The organism is Sedimentitalea sediminis, assembly GCF_042687825.1.
Classification (GTDB): domain Bacteria; phylum Pseudomonadota; class Alphaproteobacteria; order Rhodobacterales; family Rhodobacteraceae; genus Sedimentitalea.
In genome coordinates, this window is the sequence record NZ_JBHUQE010000005.1 from 18,858 (window position 1) to 36,536 (window position 17,679).

Consider the following 17,679-nt stretch of genomic DNA (forward strand, 5'->3'; position numbering starts at 1 on the left):
GATGTCACCGATCATGACGCAACATGGTCAGATATGCCGCGCGATATCCGCGATCAATGGCCGGGACAGCCGGTATCGCGACCGCCCCGCGCCATCAGCGCAGAATCGGAGGGCTGTCAGGATCGCTGCCCGGTGCGGCGCGCAGCGGGCGCACCGGATCGGGCTGTGGCAGGTCGAACCGCAAGCCGTGCCGCGCCAGTTTCGCCGCGATCGGTTCGGCAGAGGCAAAGAAACCTACATCCATCGCGCCGGCCTCGACCCCGGAAAAGGTCAGCGCCTCGCCCGCCGCGCGCGCCAAAGCATCCTGTGCCCCCTCGACAGCATCGACAAAGCCCAGCAGATGCCCACGGCCACCATCGGCATAGGTCACCCCGACCAGATAGGCGGCCGGCGCCAGCCCCGTGGCCGTGGCCAATTTGCCATCCAGCGCGGTGATCAGCGCCTCGGGCAGGCCCGTGGGGGCGGACATCTCGGCAATCCGCGCTTCCATCCGGTCCGGCGACCGCGCCAGGGTCCGGGCCAGCCAGGCAATCGCCTCGGACGGGATCAGGATCGCGGACGGGGCGACATCCAGGTTCAGCCCCAGCCCGATCTCTTGCTGCGCCAGCAATTGCGCCAGCGCCCGGCCCGACAGCGCCGCATAGGGCGCGGGTCGTCCGGCGAACTGGGCCAGACGGGCCTCGCGGTCAAAGGCCAGAACATAGCGCCCGTCGGCCACTTCGAACAATTCCGGCGACAGGTTTTCATCCCGCGCCTCTTCGGTCAGCAGCAGAAACAGCTCGCAATCGCCGACGCGCTCGAAAAACCGCAGTCGCGCGGTATCTTCGTCCGGGTCTGCCTGCATCGCGGCATGCGCCTGATCCAGCGGCGTTGTTTCGGTCATGTCTGCATCTCCTGCCTTGCACCCCGATCCGGCAGTCACCGTACCAGCGGGCGGTCTCTGGCCACTCGGTAATTCGCCCGAACCGGTGACGCAAGGGTCGCAACCGCGGCGCTTGGTCCCCGGCCCGGCTCAGTCCGCTGTATCCCGTACGCGCTGCACCGCCTGTTGCAGTGCCGGCAGGACCTCGCGCTGAAACCAGGGGTTGGCCCGCAACCAGGCCGTATTGCGCCACGAGGGATGCGGCAGCACAAAGGTCTGCGGTGCATGATCGCGCCAGGCTTTGACCGCCTCTGTCACCGACCCGCGATGCCCCAGATGCCGGCGCATCGCATGCCCGCCCACGATCAGGCGCAATCGGCTGGGACCGATCTGCGCCAGGCACCGCGCGTGCCAGGTGTCCCAGCAGATCGGTGGCGGCGGCAGATCCGCGCCCTTGGCCGAATATCCCGGGAAACAAAAGCTGGTCGGCAGGATCGAAACGATCCGGCGATCATAGAAGACGCCCTCATCGACGCCCATCCACTGGCGCAGGCGATCCCCGGATCGGTCGGAAAACGGGCGGCCGCTGTCATGCACACGCATTCCCGGGGCCTGACCGGCAATCAGGATCGGAGTGGCGTGACGGAACCAGACGACAGGCCGTGGGCGATGCGCCGTCGCGGTCGCCGCGAACCGCGCGCGACACAGATCGCAGCCCGCGATTTCCAGTTCAAGATCCGTCTTTTCCGTCCGCATGGTCCAACCCGGCCGTTCCCTCCCGATCGCCGATGCTGCCCCCGCAAACGGACGGGTGCAAGACCTGTCCGCGCAAAGGTCGGGCTTGCGCCAGCCATCGCACCATGTCACGTCAACACCGACAACCACAGGTTTCAGGCAGACGACGGCACGCCCGCGCATGGATATTTGTTTCACAATTGGACATAATGCGGCCCATCCCGGGCTACACCCCGTTAACGTCTCTTTGTTAAGCAGGCCGAACAGCGACCGCGCCCTGATCGCTGACGCCGCAATGAAAATTGGCAGATTATCGCCAGGAAACCGATGATAGAATTCGAGAATGTCAGCAAATCATTTTGGACGGGTACTCAGCGCAAGGTGATCCTGGACCGGGTGTCGTTCCGGGTCGATCTGGGGCAGTCTCTGGGCATTCTGGCCCCCAACGGCACCGGCAAGACAACGCTGATCAACATGATGGCCGGACTGGAGAAACCGGACGAGGGCGAAATCCGACGCGGCTGCAACATCTCGTTTCCACTGGGCTTCATGGGCGGGGTGATCGGCAAGATCTCGGCGATGGAAAACGCCCGCTATATCGCCAAGCTGTATGGGCTGGACCCGGACTATGTCGAGGCCTATTGCCGTTGGTTGTGCGATCTGGGCGAGTATTTCGACCAGCCACTGGGCACCTATTCCGACGGCATGAAGGCCCGGTTTTCTTTTTCCCTGATGCTGGCCCTGGATTTCGACATCTATCTGATCGACGAGGGCATGCCCGGCACGACAGATGTCGAATTCAACAGAAAGGCCGGTTCGGTGCTGCGGGAGCGACTGAAAACCACGACCATCATCATCGTGTCGCACCAGGCCGCAACGCTGCAGAAATTTACCCGCTCTGCGGCCGTGCTGCTGGACGGAAAATTGCACATGTTCGACACTTTGGAAGAAGCGAAACGGCTGTATGACTACGAAACCTAGGGCAAAGAAATACCGCATCAGGCGGATTTCCGCAGCACCTGCCGAGGCTGCTGACGGCACGGGCGCACAGGACGCTCCGCCCCCAACGGATCAACCAGCACCGGCCAATCCCGACCACCCGGCCGGGGCGTCCGCGGCGGCCCGGCCCGACGCAGGGCACCCGGCCCCGGCGGACTCCACCGCGCCCCGCAGCGAAACCGAACCGGCAGGACCCGACACCGGCTTGGGTACCGGCGCTCCAAAAACCGACGCACAGGCGCAGATTGAGGCGATCCAGAACGAGGGACTGACAGGACGGCAATTGCGGATGGCCAGACGGGTGGCGCAAAAGCACAATCTGCAGGCGACCTCGGATTTCGATGCGGTGCGGTTGCTGCGCCAACGTGGGATCGACCCGTTCAAGCGGGCCCATATGCTGGAACTGGTGGTGCCCCGAGCCAGTGGCGCGCCAAAAGGCGACCGTCCGGCCTTTGCCGATCTGACCGACCCCGATCAGACCGATGGCACCGACCGCGGCCGAATTCAATTGCCACAGACGGTGTCCCCGGGCAAGCCGTCGCTGCCCTCGACCGAACTCAGCCCGGCCGAACAGCGCAACCGCCAGATCACCGAGATCCAGCGCGATATCGTCCGCCGCCGTCGCCGGAAACTGCTGCTGCTGCTGACCCGGCTGGCCGTTTTCGTGCTGCTGCCGACCGCGCTGGTCGGACTGTATTTCTACAAGATCGCGTCGCCGATGTATTCGGCCAAATCCGAGTTTCTGATCCTGCAGGCGGACAATGCCGGCGGCGGCGGACTGGGCGGGCTGCTGACCGGAACGCAATTCGCCACCAGCCAGGATTCCATCGCCGTGCAATCCTATCTGCAGTCCAAGGATGCGATGCTGCGGCTGGATCGCGATGTCGGGTTCAAGGCACATTTTGCGCAGGACTGGATCGACCCGATTCAACGTCTGGCGGCGGATGCCAGCAACGAGGACGCCTTTGAAACCTACAGCAAGAACGTCAAGATCGGTTACGATCCGACCGAAGGCGTCATCCGCATGGAGGTGGTTGCCGCCGACCCGCAGGTCAGCGCCGATTTCTCGACCCGCCTGATCGGCTATGCCGAGGACCGCGTGAACAACCTGTCCCGGCAAAAGCGCGGCGACCAGATGCAGGACGCGGTGCAGGGGTTCGAAAACGCCCAGACAGAACGACGCAAGGCGCAAGAGGCGCTGGTACAATTGCAGCAGAAAGGCGCGATCCTGGATCCCGAAGGCGTGATCGCGGGCCTGCGCAGCCAGATCAACAACATTGAAATTCAATTGCTGGAAAAACAGCTGCAACTGGCCGCCCTGATGGACAATGCACGGCCCAACCAGGCCAAGGTCGATGGCGTCAGCGGCGATATCCGCCGGCTGGGCAATCTGCTGGACGAGTTGAACGCGCGCATGGTCGACGCCTCGGAGGGCGAGAATTCGCTGGCGCAGCTTTCGGTGCGCATCCAGATGGCACAGGCCGATCTGGCAACGCGCGACATGATGCTGCAATCGGCGCTGCAACAGGTGGAACAGACCCGCATGGAGGCCAATCGCCAGGTGCGCTATCTGACCGTCTCGGTGAACCCGGTGCCCAGCCAGGAGGCCAGCTATCCGCGCAAGTTCGAGGACACGGTCCTTGCATTTCTGGTATTTTCAGGCATCTATCTGATGATCTCTCTCACCGCATCGATCTTGCGCGAACAGGTAACGACCTAATCATGACCCAAGTCGCCGTCGCCGATCTGACCATCGGCAATGACCGCCCGCTGACCATCATCGCTGGTCCCTGCCAGCTGGAAAGCGCGGAACACGCGCAGATGATCGCCACCGCCATGAAAACCGCCTGCGACGCGGCGGGGGCGCAATATGTGTTCAAGGCCAGTTTCGACAAGGCCAACCGCACCAGCCTGTCGGGCCGGCGCGGGCTGGGCATCGACGAAGGGCTGAAAATTCTGGCCGATGTCAAAACACGGATCGGCGTGCCGGTCCTGACCGATGTCCACACCGAAGCGCAATGCGCCCCTGTGGCCGAGGTCGCCGATATCCTGCAGATCCCCGCCTTTCTGTGCCGGCAGACCGATATGCTGCTGGCCGCCGGTCGCACCGGCGCCGCGATCAACGTCAAAAAGGGTCAGTTTCTGGCGCCCTGGGACATGGCCAATGTGGTGGCCAAGATCGAAAGCACCGGCAATGACCGCATCCTGTTGACCGAGCGCGGCGCGTCCTTTGGCTATAACACGCTGGTCGCCGACATGCGCAGCCTGCCGATCATGGCAAAGACCGGCTATCCCGTGGTGATGGACGCCACCCATGCGGTGCAGCAGCCCGGCGGCCAGGGCGGCAGTTCCGGCGGACAGCGCGAATTCGCCCCGGTCATGGCCCGCGCCGCCGCCGCGATCGGTGTCGCCGCGATCTTCATCGAGACGCACGAGGCGCCCGATACGGCGCCCAGCGACGGTCCCAACATGATCCCGCTGGATCAGATGCCACCCCTGATTGACATGTTGATGGCGCTGGACGGGATTGCTAAGGCGCACCCAATCCAACTGTAACGCAATTATCCGAGACGATTTCCCATGTATAAACCTGCTGCCAAGGTGTCTCCGAACACCTGGGACTTTCTGCGCGATGCGATGATCACCCCGACCGGGTTCCGCGAATATGACGCTCGCTGGAAATACCCGGACGAAATCAACCTGCCCGGCATCACCGCCCTGGGTCTGGGGCTGGGCACCCAGATGCACCGGCGCGGCATCCGTCCCGAGATCGCGGTCGCCAACGATTACCGGGACTATTCCCTGTCGATCAAGAACGCGCTGATGCTGGGGTTGATGCAGGCCGGAATCCGGGTCCGCGACATCGGTCCGGCCCTGTCGCCGATGGCCTATTTCAGCCAGTTCCACCTGGATGTGCCCGCCGTCGCCATGGTCACCGCCTCGCATAACCCGAACGGCTGGACCGGGGTCAAGATGGGGTTCGAACGCCCGCTGACCCATGGCCCGGACGAAATGAGCGAACTGCGCGACATCGTACTGAACGGCCAGGGCGAGCCGCGCCCGGGCGGTGCCTATGAATTCGTCGACGGCGTGCGCGAAGCCTATCTCGACGATCTGGTCGGCGATTTCCGCATGTCCCGCCCGCTCAAGGTGGTCTGCGCCACCGGCAATGGCACGGCCTGCGCCTTTGCGCCGGAACTGTTTGAACGTATCGGCGTCGAGGTCGTGCCCAGCCACAACGACCTGGACTATACCTTTCCCAACTACAACCCGAACCCCGAAGCGATGGAAATGCTGCATGACATGGCCGACAGCGTGCGCGCCTCGGGCGCCGATTTCGCGCTGGGATTCGACGGCGATGGCGACCGCTGCGGTGTCGTCGATGACGAGGGCGAAGAGATCTTTGCCGACAAGGTCGGCGTCATCATGGCGCGCGATCTGGCGCGGCTCTATCCCGGTGCGACATTCGTCGCCGACGTCAAGTCCACCGGGCTGTTCGCCTCGGACCCGGAACTGCTGAAACACGATATCAAGGCGGATTACTGGAAAACCGGCCATTCGCATATGAAACGACGGGTCAAAGAGATCGGCGCGCTGGCGGGATTCGAGAAATCCGGCCACTACTTTCTCGCCGAACCCATTGGCCGCGGCTATGATTGCGGCATGCGCGTGGCCGTTGAAATCTGCAAGCTGATGGATCGCAACCCGGATAAGTCCATGTCGGATCTGCGCAAGGCCCTGCCGCAGACCTTTGCCACCCCGACCATGTCGCCCTATTGCGCGGATACCGAGAAATACGATGTGCTGCAGCGCTTGGTGGAAAAGCTCGAAAAGCTGGCCGAAACCGGCGGGACGGTCGCGGGTCGTCCGATCGACCGGGTGGTCACCGTGAACGGTGCCCGGGTGATCCTGGACAACGGCGCCTGGGGGTTGGTGCGCGCCTCGTCCAATACACCGAACCTGGTGGTGGTGTGCGAAAGCCCGGAAAGCGACGCGGAAATGCGCGCGATCTTTGCCGATATCGACGCCGTCATCCGCACAGAACCCGCGGTCGGAGATTACGACCAGACGATCTGAGGCGCCGAACGGCACAACCCGAGGCCCGCGCCGGTTGACGCGGGCCGAAATGGGATAGGTCGCGCAAATATCGCACCGGGCGGCAAGCCCGCCTCAGTCGCGGCCCAGCAATTTCAACAGCTGGGACTTGGCCTCGTCTTCCAGCTTGTCCTTCAGCACTTCTTTGGCGTCCTGGTCCGGCGCCACCTTGACGTCTAATTCGCGTTCCAGTTTCTGCTGCAGCTTGGCCTTGGCATCCTCTTCCAGCGCCTTCAGCTCTTTGTCCGCCCGCGCCTTTGCCGCCGCTTCCAAATCCGGCTGAATGCGCACCGCGGTCCATGGCCCTTTTATCCGGATCGGGATCGACACCCCCTGCCCGGACTTGGCCCGCAATGCCACCGGCGTGAATTGATAGTTGATATCGCGCGCGCCCAGACCCACCCGACCAGCGCCGTCGGCGCGATAGTTCTTGAGGCTCAGCAGCAGGTCGTCATTCTGCAGGTTGCCACCCTGCATCGTCCAACTGGCGGTCAGGCTGTCAAAGACCGTGGTGCCACCGCTGCCGCTGCCGCGCCGCATCAACTGATCCAGATCCACCCCCAGGATCACACCGCGCCCCATGCGCAACGCCCCCGCGCCCGACAGCGAGCGCATGATCGCATCGACCGACCCGCCGGAACCAAGAAACTGCAATTCTCCGGCCGCCTGCCCCTGAATGCGTTCGAACCCCAACAAGGCGCGCTGCGCGGCCAGGATATCGATATCGCGGGCCTTCAGCTTGCCGCCCACGGAAAACCCCTTGCGGTTATTGGCCACCAGCCGTCCGCTGAGATTGCCCTTGAACACCGAAACCCGGTCCAGATGCAGCACCGCGCGCGATCGTTCCAGCGCCAGCCGGGCCTGAACCGAACCCAGTGACAGGTCCGGGGTCCGGAGACCCTGCAGGGTCAGGCTGATCTCGGCATTGGCCAAGCCCAGCGCGCTGGCGTCAATCGGCGCTTTTGACCAGCCATCGCCAGTTGTGCCAGGCGCGGCCGCGGCATCCCCAGCCCCGGCACCCGTACCAGCCGGCGCCAGGTCCAGCACGCCGGCCTGCAACTGCGCGGTGATCTGCGGCACGCCGGTCAGCAGAATATCCGCGGCCCCGCTGAGGCGGTTCTGGTCCAGCTTAGCCGTGATCTCGCGCAGCGCCAGCCGGCCATCGGCGGTATAGGTCACATCCGTCGTGATCTCGGCCGACCGGCCCAGCCCCTGCGGCGGTACGGTGCCCGCCAGCCCAAAACCCGCCAGCATCGCCGCCATGTCGCGCCCCTGCACTGTCAGGCGGCCCGCCGCGTCGCCCGCCATGGCCGCGCGCCCTTGAAACGCCACGGCACCTCCCGGCGCCGCCAGATCGGCCTGCACCGGCACCACCGCGCCTTGCAGAAAAGCCGCCGGCTGCGAGATTTGCGCGGCAATGCTAATCGGCTGACCGGCCGGACGCAGCACCACCGCGATCTCGGCCGCGGCATCGGGATCGGGCCAACGCAGCGTCAGGTCTGTATCAGTCAGGATGATCGGATCGCCTTGTGCCGCGGCGTAGACCAGCGTTGCCCGTTTCAGTTCCAGCAATTCCAGGGTGACCGGCATCTGCCCCGCCCCGGTGTCCGGCGTCGCCGGCACAGAAACGGCCGATGGGTCACCTGGTGCGCCGAGTTCCCAGTTTCCCCGCCCGTCCGGCGCGGTCTGCAGGCGCAGCACCGGCTGCTGGGCCCGGATTTTGGTGATGTGAATGTCGCGCTGCAGCAGGGCAGGCAGCGCGACCCCGATCTCCAGACTGTCGGCGGTCAGCATCGGGTCAGGGCCCGCCCAATCGGCATTGCTCAGTTGCACCGGGCCTGTCCGTATCCCCAGAACCGGCCACAGGCTTATCGAGACATCGCCGCCAATCTGCAGGCTGCGCCCGGTCCGCGCCTCGATCTGGTCGGCTGCGATGCGCGCGATCCGCTCGCCGGGCAACAGCAAAATGCCGCCCAAGACAATGGCCACCGCCGCAACAACAACAATTCCGATCCGTACCAGCCAGCGCATCGCCTACCCCCGACAAAACTGCCCCGACCCTAGCCCGCCGCCGTGGTGCTGCCAACACCGGCCAGGTGTCCAGCGCATTTGTGGCGCGGTTTGGCGTCAGACGTCTGGGGCATCCACGGGTTGCCGCTGGCACCAGCGCCAGGCCGCGACGATCTCGGACACCACCAGGTCGGCATCCGCATCCTGCATCGCGTATCCGATCACCGAAATGCGGATGATCTGGCGGCCCGCCCATTCGCCATGGGTCGGATAGACCCTTCCCCGCTCTTGCACCCGGCGCAGCACCCGCATCGTCTGATCATCCGCGCCAGTTCCCTCGCCACAGGCGACCGTGACCTGATTGCTATGGATCCGGTTCAGAACCGTCAGCCCGGGCTCGCGGGCCAGCCCGTCGGCGATGCGCCCGGCAAGGCGGCAGTGCCGCGTCACCATCTCGCGGACACCGGCCCGGCCCAAATGCCTGAGAATGGCATAGCTGGGAACGCCGCGCGCCCGACGCGACAGCTCCGGCGTGGAATCCGTAGGTTCCCAATGGGCGGTGGTTTCGGGCAGATAGGCGCCCCGGGCCGACATCGACGCGACCAGCGCCGCCCGGTCGCGTACCACCACCATGCCGGCGTCAAACGGCGCGTTCAGCCATTTGTGCAGATCGACCGCCCAACTGTCCGCCAGCTCGACACCGGCCAGCCTGTCGGCCAGTTCAGGGACCGCCGCCAGCCACAGCCCGAACGCCCCGTCCACATGCACCCATCCGCCGCGCGCGCGCACCATCGGAATAAGCTGCGAAAACGGGTCAAACGCGCCGGTATTGATCTGCCCGGCCTGCAAGATCACCAATGGCGGGGCCGAACAGGCTTCCAGTGCCTTTTCAAAGGCCCGGGGGTCGATCCGGCCCTGGGCGTCGGTCGCCACCTGGACTGCACGGGCAGCACCGAAACCGGCATAGCGCAGCGCCGCAAAGGGGGCGGAATGGGCATCCCGCCCGATCAGAACGGGAATTTCCGCGGCCCCGAACAGACCGTCCCGTTCCACGTCCCACCCCTGGTCCGCCAACAGCCGGTTGCGGGCCGCCATCACCCCGACCATGTTCGCGACACTGGCTCCGGTGACCAAACCCGCGCCGCTGCCCGGCGGCAGCGACAACAGATCGATCACCCAGTTGCAGACTGCGCGCTCCATGCCGGTGACGGCGGGTGTTTCAAAGGACGATCCGGCGTTCTGCCCCCAGGCCGAAACCAGGAAATCGGCCGCCACCCCAACCGGGTGCGAGGCCCCCAGCACATATCCGAAAAAGCTAGGGGCCGCCATCTTGTGCAATCCGCCCTCGGACGCCTTGACGATATGGCCGATCACCTCGGTCTCGGACAGCCCGGTTTCTGCCAGGGGTTCCAGAAACGGCGCCACCGCCGCGTCCAGACTCAGCTGCGGACGCGCTTGCCCCTGCCCCAGCGTTTCGCGAAAATCCAGGGCGGCATCGGCGGCCGCCCGGATCGCCTGTGACTGGGCGTCGGTCAATCCCGCCCGTTCCAAGGTCGGTTTGTCCATGTGTTCTCCTGCGTTTTGCCAATCTGGTGGGTCGCGCTATGCCGATCACCCTAGCATGGATGCGCCCCGCGGCCGTGGAAATTTGCAACGCCGGCGCGACGGTTGCCCTTGTCCCGAAGGCGCATCGAGACGCGTTGCCCGCGCGCAGAATCTGGCCGTCCGGCGGGTTGCGGCTCTAGGCATCGCCCCCCGGCCCGTCTATATGCCCGGGGATGAGCACCAACCCGCCCGATCTGCGCCCCGACCTTGCCCCCGCCGCCCGCCTGCGCGACAGCGCCCGCCCGGGCCAGCCGACCATCGGCATGGTCAGTCTGGGCTGCCCAAAGGCATTGGTGGACAGCGAACGCATCCTGACCCGCTTGCGCGCCGAGGGCTATGGCATCTCGCCGGACTATGCCGGGGCCGACGCGGTCATCGTCAATACCTGCGGATTTCTGGACAGCGCCAAGGCCGAAAGCCTGGATGCCATCGGCGAAGCCCTGACCGAAAACGGCCGGGTCATCGTCACCGGGTGTCTGGGGGCCGAGCCGGATTACATCCGCGAGCATCACCCGCGCATCCTGGCCGTTACTGGCCCGCATCAATATGAACAGGTGCTGGACGCCGTTCACACCGCGGTGCCGCCCGACCCGGACCCTTTCGTCGATCTGTTGCCCGCCACCGGTGTTTCCCTGACACCGCGTCACTATAGTTATCTAAAGATTTCCGAAGGTTGCAATCACAAGTGCAAGTTTTGCATCATCCCGGACATGCGCGGAAGACTGGCCAGCCGTCCCGCGCGCGCGGTGCTGCGCGAGGCCGAAAAACTGGTCGGGAACGGTGTGCGCGAATTGCTGGTGATCAGCCAGGACACCAGCGCTTATGGCACCGACCACCGGGATCGCGACGCGAAACACCCGATCCTGCCGCTGGCCCGCGACCTGGGCAGCCTGGGTGCCTGGGTGCGGCTGCACTATGTCTATCCCTATCCGTTCGTGCGCGATCTGGTGCCGCTGATGGCGGACCCGGCCAATGGTGTGCTGCCTTATCTGGACATCCCGTTCCAGCACGCCCACCCGGACACGCTGAAACGCATGGCGCGGCCCGCCGCCGCCGCGCGGACGCTGGATGAAATCGCCGCCTGGCGTGCGATCTGCCCCGAGATCACCCTGCGCAGCACCTTCATCGTCGGCTATCCCGGCGAGACCGAAGCCGAGTTTCAGACCCTGCTGGACTGGATGGACGAGGCGCAACTGGATCGCGTCGGCTGCTTTCAATACGAAAACGTCGCCGGTGCCCGCAGCAACGCCCTGCCCGATCACGTGCCCGACGCCGTGAAACAGGACCGCTGGAACCGGTTCATGGAAAAGGCCCAGACCATATCCGGGGCGAAACTGGCCGCAAAGGTCGGCCGGACCCTGCAGGCGATCGTCGACGAGATCGATGACGAGGCCGCCACCTGCCGCACCATGGCCGACGCCCCCGAGATCGACGGCAACCTGTTTATCGATCAGGGCTTTGCCGGCTTGAAACCCGGCGATGTCGTATCGGTCGAGGTTGATGAAGCGGGCGAATATGATCTGTGGGGCAAGCTGAAGGAATAGCGCCGCCTCGGGCAGAGCGCCATGGGACGACCGGTCAACCCCGAAACACCGCAGGAACAGCGGCGCAGCTTTTGGTTGCCGACCGGCATGCTTTCGCTATCCTGCCCGTTACCAATCAGGGAGAGCCATCCATGTCCGACGCACCGATCATTGCCCAGAAAGCCCCGTTTCCGGTCGAGGTGACCGAAGGGAAAACCTATTTCTGGTGCGCCTGCGGGCGGTCGGCGAAGCAGCCGTTTTGCGATGGCAGCCACAAGGACACCGGATTCAGCCCGATGAAATACACCGCCGAGGCCGACAAAAAGCTGTTCTTTTGCGGCTGCAAGCATTCGGCCAAGAAACCGCTCTGCGACGGCAGCCATTCCAAGCTGGACACCTGAATACGGCCCCGCAGGGTCAGCGACTGCGGTGGTCCAGATAATGGCGCACGGCATCCTGCACCCGGCGGAACCGGTCGCCGCCCAGCTTGCGGCCCCCGAACCAGCGCGTCACCACGACGATATGGCCGTGCAGCCCTTCGCGTTCCAGCATCCGCACGATCACCATGCCCGCGCCGGATTCGCCGTCGTCGTTCTTGACCGGCCCTTCGGGCAGCAGCACCGCCCAGCTGTTATGGGTCGCGCGGGCGAATTTCCGGTCGCGGCACAGGGTCTTGACGAAATCGCGGGCCGCTTCGCGGCTGTCCACCATGCCGCCCGAGACCGCGTATTTGCTGCCCCGGTCGCTGAAAATGCCGTCAAAGACCTGCACCCTAACGTGTCAGCCGTTCCAGAGCCCGGCCATTGGCCCATGTGCCATGCAACGCGCCATCCTGCATGATCACATAGACGACCGGGTAGGAATCGCCCCAGTCGACCGTGATCACCCGCCCCTGCCGGATACCGGTGCCGCTGTAGGCCTGTGTCCCGACCTGCCAGGCCATTGCGACCGACTCGCCGGTCTGCGTGATCCGCACGCTGCCGGAATAGGTCGATCCGTCCGGGTTGCGGCCCTCGGCCCGATACAGGCCGGTCACCGAATTTTGTGCCAGAACCGGTCCGGTCACCAGCCCTGCCAGAATCAGACCCGCGGCCATGCGCCGGGATATGCGCGCCATCATCAAGCTGCCTCCTGTCGCTTTCCCGCCCAGCATTGCCCGGCGACGGGCGCGAGTCACGCGGTTTCAGTCCGAGCGCAGCCGCGTCAGCAGGTCCCGGTGCATGCAGTGATCGGGCGGCTCGGCGCTGGCGCCGGTCTGGCGCGCCAGCCAGCGCTGACAGATCACCTGACAACCGCCGGCCTGACAGCGGGCGACCATCTCGCGGTATTCCACCGGAGTGAGCCGGCCCTCTTGCATCGCCCTGGAAAGACTGACGCCCATCACCCGGGCCACCGAACGGGTCAGCCAGAAATGCTTGTCGACCCGGTTGAGACCTGCGGATGAACCGTCCATCTCAGGCGTCCTCGGTCTGTCTTTCGCCAGCGCGCCGGCGCAGGTCCCGGAACCGGCCCCGGTTCGGGCAGGTTTCTGGCGCATCGCCAGCATCGCCATGACCATCCAGCCAGTCCGGGCATTCCCCGGCCCAGCCACAGTCTCGGCAGCGCTGGACCATATCGGCCCATTCATCCTGTCGCAGGTCACCGCTTTTATACAGCGCCACCGGATCGACGCGCGTGACCATTGCCATCCGCGTCGCCAGCCGCACATGGTGCATCAGATTGCCCAGCACCCGCATTGTTCGCCTCCGTTGCGCCGCCGCGTTTCGCGACCGAAAACTGGGGTCGCTCGCACGCGCCCCGCCTGTTGCGATTCAATCTAACGCTGTCCAGAGCCGGCGCTTTGACACAGGTCAAGCCTCTGGCGTCCCGATGCCGAACGGGCCGGTCGCCGGACAAGGGGACGAGGCCGGGTACTCACACGCCCAACGCGCCCAAGGTGCGCCTGACGGTTTCAACGCGGGCGGCATTGGGCGGGTGACTGCCCAGGAACCGGTCGCCCGGGTCAGGAATACGGGTGAAGAATTCGGCGCCCCTGAGCGGGTCAAACCCTGCGCGATAGGTGATGACCGTGCCCAGTTGATCCGCCTCCAGTTCGAAATCCTTGGAATAGGCGCGAGCGCCCACCACGGCGCCCAACTCCTGCGCGCTGGCAACCTCGCTGGCGCCGCCGCCGGTCAGCGTGGCCAGACCACCGAATATTTCCGCCGCGGTCGCCGAATTCAGGCGCTGGCGCGTCAGGTGATTGGCGATGTGATGCGCCGCCTCATGTCCCATGACAAAGGCCATCTCATCGGCATTGCGCACGCTGCCGATCAACGAGGCAGTAAAGGTCAGAACCGGGCGACCGCGCTCGTCTTCGCTTTGAAAGGCGTTGGGCTGGGCCCGCGGGTTCGGATCGACGGCAATCAGAAAGTCGCAGTTCACGCCGCGTCCCTGACGCCGGCATTCGTGTTCTGCGACAGGTTCAACCTGGCGCACGACCTGGGTGAACATCCGCGCAGCCTGTTCGGGTGACAAAGCTTGCCCCTGCGACACGGTCGGCTGACTTTGCGGCGCAGGTGCAACCCCGACATCGCAGGCAGCCAGTCCCGCCGCGACCAGAACCAGCGTTACTCTCCAACGCATGTCGTCCTCCGCATGTCCTGCTCCTCTGATACTCTGCGCCATCGCGCTGACGGCTTTACCCTAGCACGGCAAAACGCACCCGTCAGCGCTCCGCACGCTGCTGCACCCTTGCCAAGGGCGCGGCACACCGTCAGGGTGATCGCATGTTTTCGATCGAGCACGAATTTGATGCCACTGTCATCACCCTGGTGGACGAGGGCGCCGCGCCGCTGCAGGAAGACGTGACCATCAACAGCTTCGCTGAATGCGTCACCCTCGAACAGCTGGACCCGCGCACCGACACGGTGCACAAGATCACCCTGTCACCGGAACAGTTGCGCGACCTGGCCGCTGCTCTTGACCTGCCCGAAGGTGTCTATCAGCTGCGCGCGGTTCCCGGGCCGGAATAGCGGAACCGCTTTGTGCGCGCGGTCTGGCCCCGCACCAGTGTCAGGTGCGACGGCGCCACCCCCATCGCCTGCGCCAGCAGCGCCTGAACCGCAGCGTTCGCCTTGCCGTTTTCCGGTGCGGCCGTCACCGCAGCCCGCAATTCGGCCCCTGAGCGCCCAAGCCGCGTCGCTGCAGCCTTGGGTGTGACGCGCACGGTAATTTCGGTGCCCGGCCGCGCCAGGTCCGACAGGTCCGGCAGGTCTTTGATCCTGGGTTTCGCCATGGGCACAGTCTGCGCCGGTTCCACGCCGGTGCGCCATAGACATTTTCCCCGCTGCGGCGGTATTTTCCGCAGGCAGAATACGGGGGTGGGCACGCGATGACGACGGGGTTTTTCTGGGACGAGCGGTGTTTCTGGCATGCCGGGGGCAATTATGTGTTCACTCTGCCGATCGGCGGGCTGGTGCAGCCGCAGGTCGCCGGGGGCCTGCCGGAAAACCCCGAAACGAAACGGCGGCTGAAGAACCTGATGGACGTGACCGGCCTGACCGCCGAACTGGCTGCCCAGCGTGCCGAACCGGCCGGAAGTCAGGATCTGCTTAGAGTGCATCCAGAAAGCTATCTGACCGAATTCAAAAGATTGTCCGATGCCGGTGGTGGTGAATTGGGCCGACGCACCCCGTTTGCTGCCGGCGGCTACGAAATTGCAACCCTGTCCGCCGGCCTGGCCCTGGCCGCTGTCGATGCGGTGCTGACCGGACGTCTGGACAATGCCTATGCCCTGTCGCGTCCGCCTGGGCATCATTGCCTGCCGGACTTTCCCAACGGGTTCTGCCTGCTGGCCAATATCGCCATTGCCATCGAGGCGGCCAGGGTCCGGCACGGTCTGGGCCGGGTCGCGGTGGTGGACTGGGACGTGCATCACGGCAACGGCACCGAGGCGATTTTCTACGACCGCGCCGATGTGCTGACGATCTCGGTGCATCAAGAAGGAAACTATCCGCTGGACACCGGCGCGATCACCGATCGCGGGCGTGGCGCCGGCGCCGGCTATAACATGAATATCCCGTTGCCCGCCGGGGCCGGCCATACCGCCTATCTGGCAGTGATGGACGAAATCGTGCGCCCGGCGCTGGAGGCATACAGGCCCGACATGATTATCGTCGCCTGCGGGTTTGACGCCGCCGCCTGCGATCCGCTGGCCCGAATGCTGGCCACGGCGGACACGTTCCGGCAGATGACGATACGGGTCAAACAGGCAGCGCAGGACCTGTGCGACGGGCGGCTGGTTCTGGTGCACGAGGGCGGCTATTCCGAAATGTACGTGCCATTTTGCGGCCATGCGACGCTGGAGGCGCTGTCGGGCAGCACGGTGACCGCGCCCGACCCTATGGCCGAAGCCTTTGCGGTACGCCAGCCTTCGCCGCGATTCGATGCGTTCCTGCGCGCCGTCGTGCGCGACGCGGCAACCGAGCTGCGGCCGGTTGCCGGTTGATTTCGCGCCGGGTTTTCCGGATTTCGGGTTGAAACTCGGGTTTGGACAGCCGACATCAGGGCCAAAGACAGAACAAGGCCGATGTCATGCCCGATCCCAGCCCCGCCGCGCTCGAATTCCTGCTCTCTCGCCGCTCGCGCCCGGCCAAGACCCTGGCGCCGCCGGCTCCGGACCGCGCGCAGCTGATGCCGATCCTGACCGCCGCGGCCCGCAGCCCGGATCACGGCAAGCTGGAACCCTGGCGGTTCGTCGTCATCCGCGGTGTGGCCATGGCCCGACTGGCCAATCTGGTGGAGATCCGCGGAGCAGCCCTGGGTAAATCCTCTGAGGACATCGCCAAGGCCCGCAGCCAGTTCGACCAGGGCCATCTGGCCGTGGCCGTCATTGAGGTGCAAAAACCCAGCGACAAGATCCCGCCGATCGAACAGAGCTATTCCGCCGGAGCGGTCTGTGTGGCGCTGCTGAACGCGGCGCTGGCCTCGGGCTGGGGCGCCAACTGGCTCAGCGGCTGGCCCAGCCATGACGCCACCTTTTGCCAACAGGGGCTGGGACTGCGGGACAACGAACGCATCGCCGGCTTCATCCATATCGGCACCGAACGCAGCGCCCCGCCGGAACGCCCGAGACCTGACCTGGACGCCATTACCGAATGGAAGGACGCATGATTTTTTCCGCCTTTTCAAAAGCGGTGAGCCAGATGGGCGATCCGCGGTTCCGCCGCGTTCTGCTGACCGGCATCGCTCTGACCATCGCGCTGCTGATTGCAGCCAGCGCCGCGTTCATCGCGCTGGTCAACTGGCTGGTGGGCGGCGACGTCACCCTGCCGCTGCTGGGCCAGGTGGCCTGGGTCGACGATCTGCTCAGCTGGGCTTCGGTGGGGCTGATGATGGTGCTGTCGGTCTTTCTGATGGTGCCGGTCGCCTCGGCCATCACATCGATGTTCCTGGATGACGTGGCGCAGGCGGTCGAGGATCGGCATTATCCGGGCCTGCCGCAGGTGCCCGGCGTGCCCCTGGGCGAGGCGTTGCGCGACACGGTGAACTTTCTGGGCGTGCTGATCGGCGCCAACCTGCTGGCGCTGATCCTCTATGTGATCTTCACACCTTTTGCGCCGTTCATCTTCTGGGCGCTGAACGGGTTCCTGCTGGGGCGGGAATACTTCACGCTGGCGGCAATGCGGCGTGTCGGACGTGCCGGCGCCAAACAGTTGCGCGCACAACATCGCGGGACGATCTGGCTGGCCGGTGTCCTGATGGCCATCCCGCTGTCGGTGCCGCTGCTGAACCTGCTGATTCCGATCCTGGGGGCGGCCACCTTTACCCACATCTTTCATGCGGTTCAGCGGCAACCCTAGGTCCCGC

20 protein-coding genes are annotated in these 17,679 nt (G+C 65.1%); 10 read left to right on the forward strand and 10 right to left on the reverse strand.

What is annotated here, in order from left to right; genetic code table 11:
- Nucleotides 1-94: 94 nt before the first annotated feature.
- The gene (locus tag ACFMPD_RS05805) at nucleotides 95-883 is read right to left on the reverse strand and encodes an SseB family protein (protein ID WP_380992760.1); all 789 of its coding nucleotides are present in this window, start codon (nucleotides 881-883) and stop codon (nucleotides 95-97) included.
- A gap of 129 nt (nucleotides 884-1,012) precedes the next feature.
- Entirely contained in the window at nucleotides 1,013-1,618 is a 606-nt protein-coding gene (locus tag ACFMPD_RS05810; RefSeq protein ID WP_380992762.1) for a uracil-DNA glycosylase family protein, read from the reverse strand.
- A 306-nt stretch (nucleotides 1,619-1,924) separates the two neighbouring features.
- Between ACFMPD_RS05810 and ACFMPD_RS05815 the strand changes: the two genes are divergently transcribed.
- From ACFMPD_RS05815 to ACFMPD_RS05830, 4 genes are read left to right on the forward strand one after another with little or no spacing between them, the layout of a single operon-like run.
- The gene (locus ACFMPD_RS05815; RefSeq protein WP_380992764.1) at nucleotides 1,925-2,578 is read left to right on the forward strand and encodes an ABC transporter ATP-binding protein; all 654 of its coding nucleotides are present in this window, start codon (nucleotides 1,925-1,927) and stop codon (nucleotides 2,576-2,578) included.
- Nucleotides 2,562-4,316: a KpsE/RkpR family capsule polysaccharide export protein gene (locus ACFMPD_RS05820; RefSeq protein WP_380992766.1), complete on the forward strand. Its 1,755-nt coding sequence runs from the start codon at nucleotides 2,562-2,564 to the stop codon at nucleotides 4,314-4,316. The genes ACFMPD_RS05815 and ACFMPD_RS05820 overlap by 17 nt, the downstream gene beginning before the upstream one ends.
- A 2-nt stretch (nucleotides 4,317-4,318) precedes the next feature.
- Nucleotides 4,319-5,152 (forward strand): 3-deoxy-8-phosphooctulonate synthase, encoded by an 834-nt coding sequence (gene kdsA, locus ACFMPD_RS05825; RefSeq protein ID WP_380992768.1) that lies wholly within the window; start codon nucleotides 4,319-4,321, stop codon nucleotides 5,150-5,152.
- A 24-nt stretch (nucleotides 5,153-5,176) separates the two neighbouring features.
- Entirely contained in the window at nucleotides 5,177-6,673 is a 1,497-nt protein-coding gene (locus tag ACFMPD_RS05830; RefSeq protein ID WP_380992770.1) for a phosphomannomutase/phosphoglucomutase, read from the forward strand.
- Nucleotides 6,674-6,766: 93 nt separating this feature from the next.
- Here ACFMPD_RS05830 and ACFMPD_RS05835 read toward each other — a convergent pair whose 3' ends face one another.
- The gene (locus tag ACFMPD_RS05835) at nucleotides 6,767-8,722 is read right to left on the reverse strand and encodes an AsmA family protein (protein WP_380992772.1); all 1,956 of its coding nucleotides are present in this window, start codon (nucleotides 8,720-8,722) and stop codon (nucleotides 6,767-6,769) included.
- Between the two features lie 96 nt (nucleotides 8,723-8,818).
- Complete coding sequence (locus ACFMPD_RS05840) at nucleotides 8,819-10,267, reverse strand: pyridoxal phosphate-dependent decarboxylase family protein (RefSeq protein ID WP_380992774.1); 1,449 nt, start codon at nucleotides 10,265-10,267, stop codon at nucleotides 8,819-8,821.
- 212 nt (nucleotides 10,268-10,479) lie between these two features.
- Between ACFMPD_RS05840 and rimO the strand changes: the two genes are divergently transcribed.
- Nucleotides 10,480-11,850, forward strand: a complete 1,371-nt coding sequence (rimO, locus tag ACFMPD_RS05845; RefSeq protein ID WP_380992776.1) for a 30S ribosomal protein S12 methylthiotransferase RimO — start codon at nucleotides 10,480-10,482, stop codon at nucleotides 11,848-11,850.
- Between the two features lie 131 nt (nucleotides 11,851-11,981).
- Nucleotides 11,982-12,230, forward strand: coding sequence for a CDGSH iron-sulfur domain-containing protein (locus ACFMPD_RS05850; protein WP_380992778.1), 249 nt, complete (start codon nucleotides 11,982-11,984; stop codon nucleotides 12,228-12,230).
- Between the two features lie 16 nt (nucleotides 12,231-12,246).
- Here the strand turns inward: ACFMPD_RS05850 and ACFMPD_RS05855 are convergent, their stop codons facing one another.
- The 5 genes from ACFMPD_RS05855 to ACFMPD_RS05875 form a co-directional block, all read right to left on the reverse strand.
- A complete protein-coding gene (locus tag ACFMPD_RS05855; RefSeq protein ID WP_380992780.1) occupies nucleotides 12,247-12,600 on the reverse strand; it encodes a YigZ family protein in 354 nt (117 codons plus the stop codon).
- Nucleotide 12,601: 1 nt separating this feature from the next.
- Nucleotides 12,602-12,949 carry an LIC10280 family protein gene (lfb1, locus tag ACFMPD_RS05860; RefSeq protein WP_380992782.1) on the reverse strand — a complete coding sequence of 116 codons (348 nt, stop codon included), beginning with the start codon at nucleotides 12,947-12,949 and terminating at the stop codon, nucleotides 12,602-12,604.
- A 63-nt stretch (nucleotides 12,950-13,012) separates the two neighbouring features.
- Nucleotides 13,013-13,282 carry a DUF6455 family protein gene (locus tag ACFMPD_RS05865; protein WP_380992784.1) on the reverse strand — a complete coding sequence of 90 codons (270 nt, stop codon included), beginning with the start codon at nucleotides 13,280-13,282 and terminating at the stop codon, nucleotides 13,013-13,015.
- Nucleotide 13,283: 1 nt separating this feature from the next.
- Nucleotides 13,284-13,565, reverse strand: coding sequence for a DUF6455 family protein (locus tag ACFMPD_RS05870; RefSeq protein ID WP_380992786.1), 282 nt, complete (start codon nucleotides 13,563-13,565; stop codon nucleotides 13,284-13,286).
- Nucleotides 13,566-13,743: 178 nt separating this feature from the next.
- A complete protein-coding gene (locus ACFMPD_RS05875; protein ID WP_380992788.1) occupies nucleotides 13,744-14,454 on the reverse strand; it encodes a M48 family metallopeptidase in 711 nt (236 codons plus the stop codon).
- A 143-nt stretch (nucleotides 14,455-14,597) separates the two neighbouring features.
- Between ACFMPD_RS05875 and ACFMPD_RS05880 the strand changes: the two genes are divergently transcribed.
- Nucleotides 14,598-14,843, forward strand: a complete 246-nt coding sequence (locus tag ACFMPD_RS05880; RefSeq protein ID WP_380992790.1) for a hypothetical protein — start codon at nucleotides 14,598-14,600, stop codon at nucleotides 14,841-14,843.
- Here ACFMPD_RS05880 and ACFMPD_RS05885 read toward each other — a convergent pair.
- A complete protein-coding gene (locus ACFMPD_RS05885; protein ID WP_380992792.1) occupies nucleotides 14,813-15,106 on the reverse strand; it encodes a DUF167 domain-containing protein in 294 nt (97 codons plus the stop codon). The genes ACFMPD_RS05880 and ACFMPD_RS05885 overlap by 31 nt on opposite strands.
- A 96-nt stretch (nucleotides 15,107-15,202) precedes the next feature.
- Here ACFMPD_RS05885 and ACFMPD_RS05890 point away from each other — a divergent pair, with 96 nt between their 5' ends.
- The 3 genes from ACFMPD_RS05890 to ACFMPD_RS05900 all read left to right on the forward strand — a co-directional run bounded on the left by ACFMPD_RS05890 (nucleotide 15,203) and on the right by ACFMPD_RS05900 (nucleotide 17,672).
- Nucleotides 15,203-16,318 (forward strand): class II histone deacetylase, encoded by a 1,116-nt coding sequence (locus ACFMPD_RS05890; RefSeq protein WP_380992794.1) that lies wholly within the window; start codon nucleotides 15,203-15,205, stop codon nucleotides 16,316-16,318.
- An 86-nt stretch (nucleotides 16,319-16,404) separates the two neighbouring features.
- Nucleotides 16,405-16,983, forward strand: a complete 579-nt coding sequence (locus tag ACFMPD_RS05895; RefSeq protein WP_380992796.1) for a nitroreductase family protein — start codon at nucleotides 16,405-16,407, stop codon at nucleotides 16,981-16,983.
- Nucleotides 16,980-17,672: an EI24 domain-containing protein gene (locus ACFMPD_RS05900; RefSeq protein ID WP_380992798.1), complete on the forward strand. Its 693-nt coding sequence runs from the start codon at nucleotides 16,980-16,982 to the stop codon at nucleotides 17,670-17,672. Before ACFMPD_RS05895 ends, ACFMPD_RS05900 begins: the two co-directional genes overlap by 4 nt.
- Nucleotides 17,673-17,679: the final 7 nt, after the last annotated feature.

Excerpts from the sequence above, each read along its gene's own strand:
- ACFMPD_RS05835 (WP_380992772.1), bottom strand. The coding sequence starts at position 8,722 with ATGCGCTGGCTGGTACGGATCGGAATTGTTGTTGTTGCGGCGGTGGCC.
- ACFMPD_RS05815 (WP_380992764.1), top strand. The coding sequence starts at position 1,925 with ATGATAGAATTCGAGAATGTCAGCAAATCATTTTGGACGGGTACTCAG.
- ACFMPD_RS05830 (WP_380992770.1), top strand. The coding sequence starts at position 5,177 with ATGTATAAACCTGCTGCCAAGGTGTCTCCGAACACCTGGGACTTTCTG.
- ACFMPD_RS05805 (WP_380992760.1), bottom strand. The coding sequence starts at position 883 with ATGACCGAAACAACGCCGCTGGATCAGGCGCATGCCGCGATGCAGGCA.
- ACFMPD_RS05840 (WP_380992774.1), bottom strand. The coding sequence starts at position 10,267 with ATGGACAAACCGACCTTGGAACGGGCGGGATTGACCGACGCCCAGTCA.
- ACFMPD_RS05890 (WP_380992794.1), top strand. The coding sequence starts at position 15,203 with ATGACGACGGGGTTTTTCTGGGACGAGCGGTGTTTCTGGCATGCCGGG.
- ACFMPD_RS05865 (WP_380992784.1), bottom strand. The coding sequence starts at position 13,282 with ATGGACGGTTCATCCGCAGGTCTCAACCGGGTCGACAAGCATTTCTGG.
- ACFMPD_RS05870 (WP_380992786.1), bottom strand. The coding sequence starts at position 13,565 with ATGCGGGTGCTGGGCAATCTGATGCACCATGTGCGGCTGGCGACGCGG.
- ACFMPD_RS05885 (WP_380992792.1), bottom strand. The coding sequence starts at position 15,106 with ATGGCGAAACCCAGGATCAAAGACCTGCCGGACCTGTCGGACCTGGCG.
- rimO (WP_380992776.1), top strand. The coding sequence starts at position 10,480 with ATGAGCACCAACCCGCCCGATCTGCGCCCCGACCTTGCCCCCGCCGCC.
- ACFMPD_RS05875 (WP_380992788.1), bottom strand. The coding sequence starts at position 14,454 with ATGCGTTGGAGAGTAACGCTGGTTCTGGTCGCGGCGGGACTGGCTGCC.
- lfb1 (WP_380992782.1), bottom strand. The coding sequence starts at position 12,949 with ATGATGGCGCGCATATCCCGGCGCATGGCCGCGGGTCTGATTCTGGCA.
- kdsA (WP_380992768.1), top strand. The coding sequence starts at position 4,319 with ATGACCCAAGTCGCCGTCGCCGATCTGACCATCGGCAATGACCGCCCG.
- ACFMPD_RS05850 (WP_380992778.1), top strand. The coding sequence starts at position 11,982 with ATGTCCGACGCACCGATCATTGCCCAGAAAGCCCCGTTTCCGGTCGAG.
- ACFMPD_RS05900 (WP_380992798.1), top strand. The coding sequence starts at position 16,980 with ATGATTTTTTCCGCCTTTTCAAAAGCGGTGAGCCAGATGGGCGATCCG.
- ACFMPD_RS05895 (WP_380992796.1), top strand. The coding sequence starts at position 16,405 with ATGCCCGATCCCAGCCCCGCCGCGCTCGAATTCCTGCTCTCTCGCCGC.
- ACFMPD_RS05880 (WP_380992790.1), top strand. The coding sequence starts at position 14,598 with ATGTTTTCGATCGAGCACGAATTTGATGCCACTGTCATCACCCTGGTG.
- ACFMPD_RS05820 (WP_380992766.1), top strand. The coding sequence starts at position 2,562 with ATGACTACGAAACCTAGGGCAAAGAAATACCGCATCAGGCGGATTTCC.
- ACFMPD_RS05810 (WP_380992762.1), bottom strand. The coding sequence starts at position 1,618 with ATGCGGACGGAAAAGACGGATCTTGAACTGGAAATCGCGGGCTGCGAT.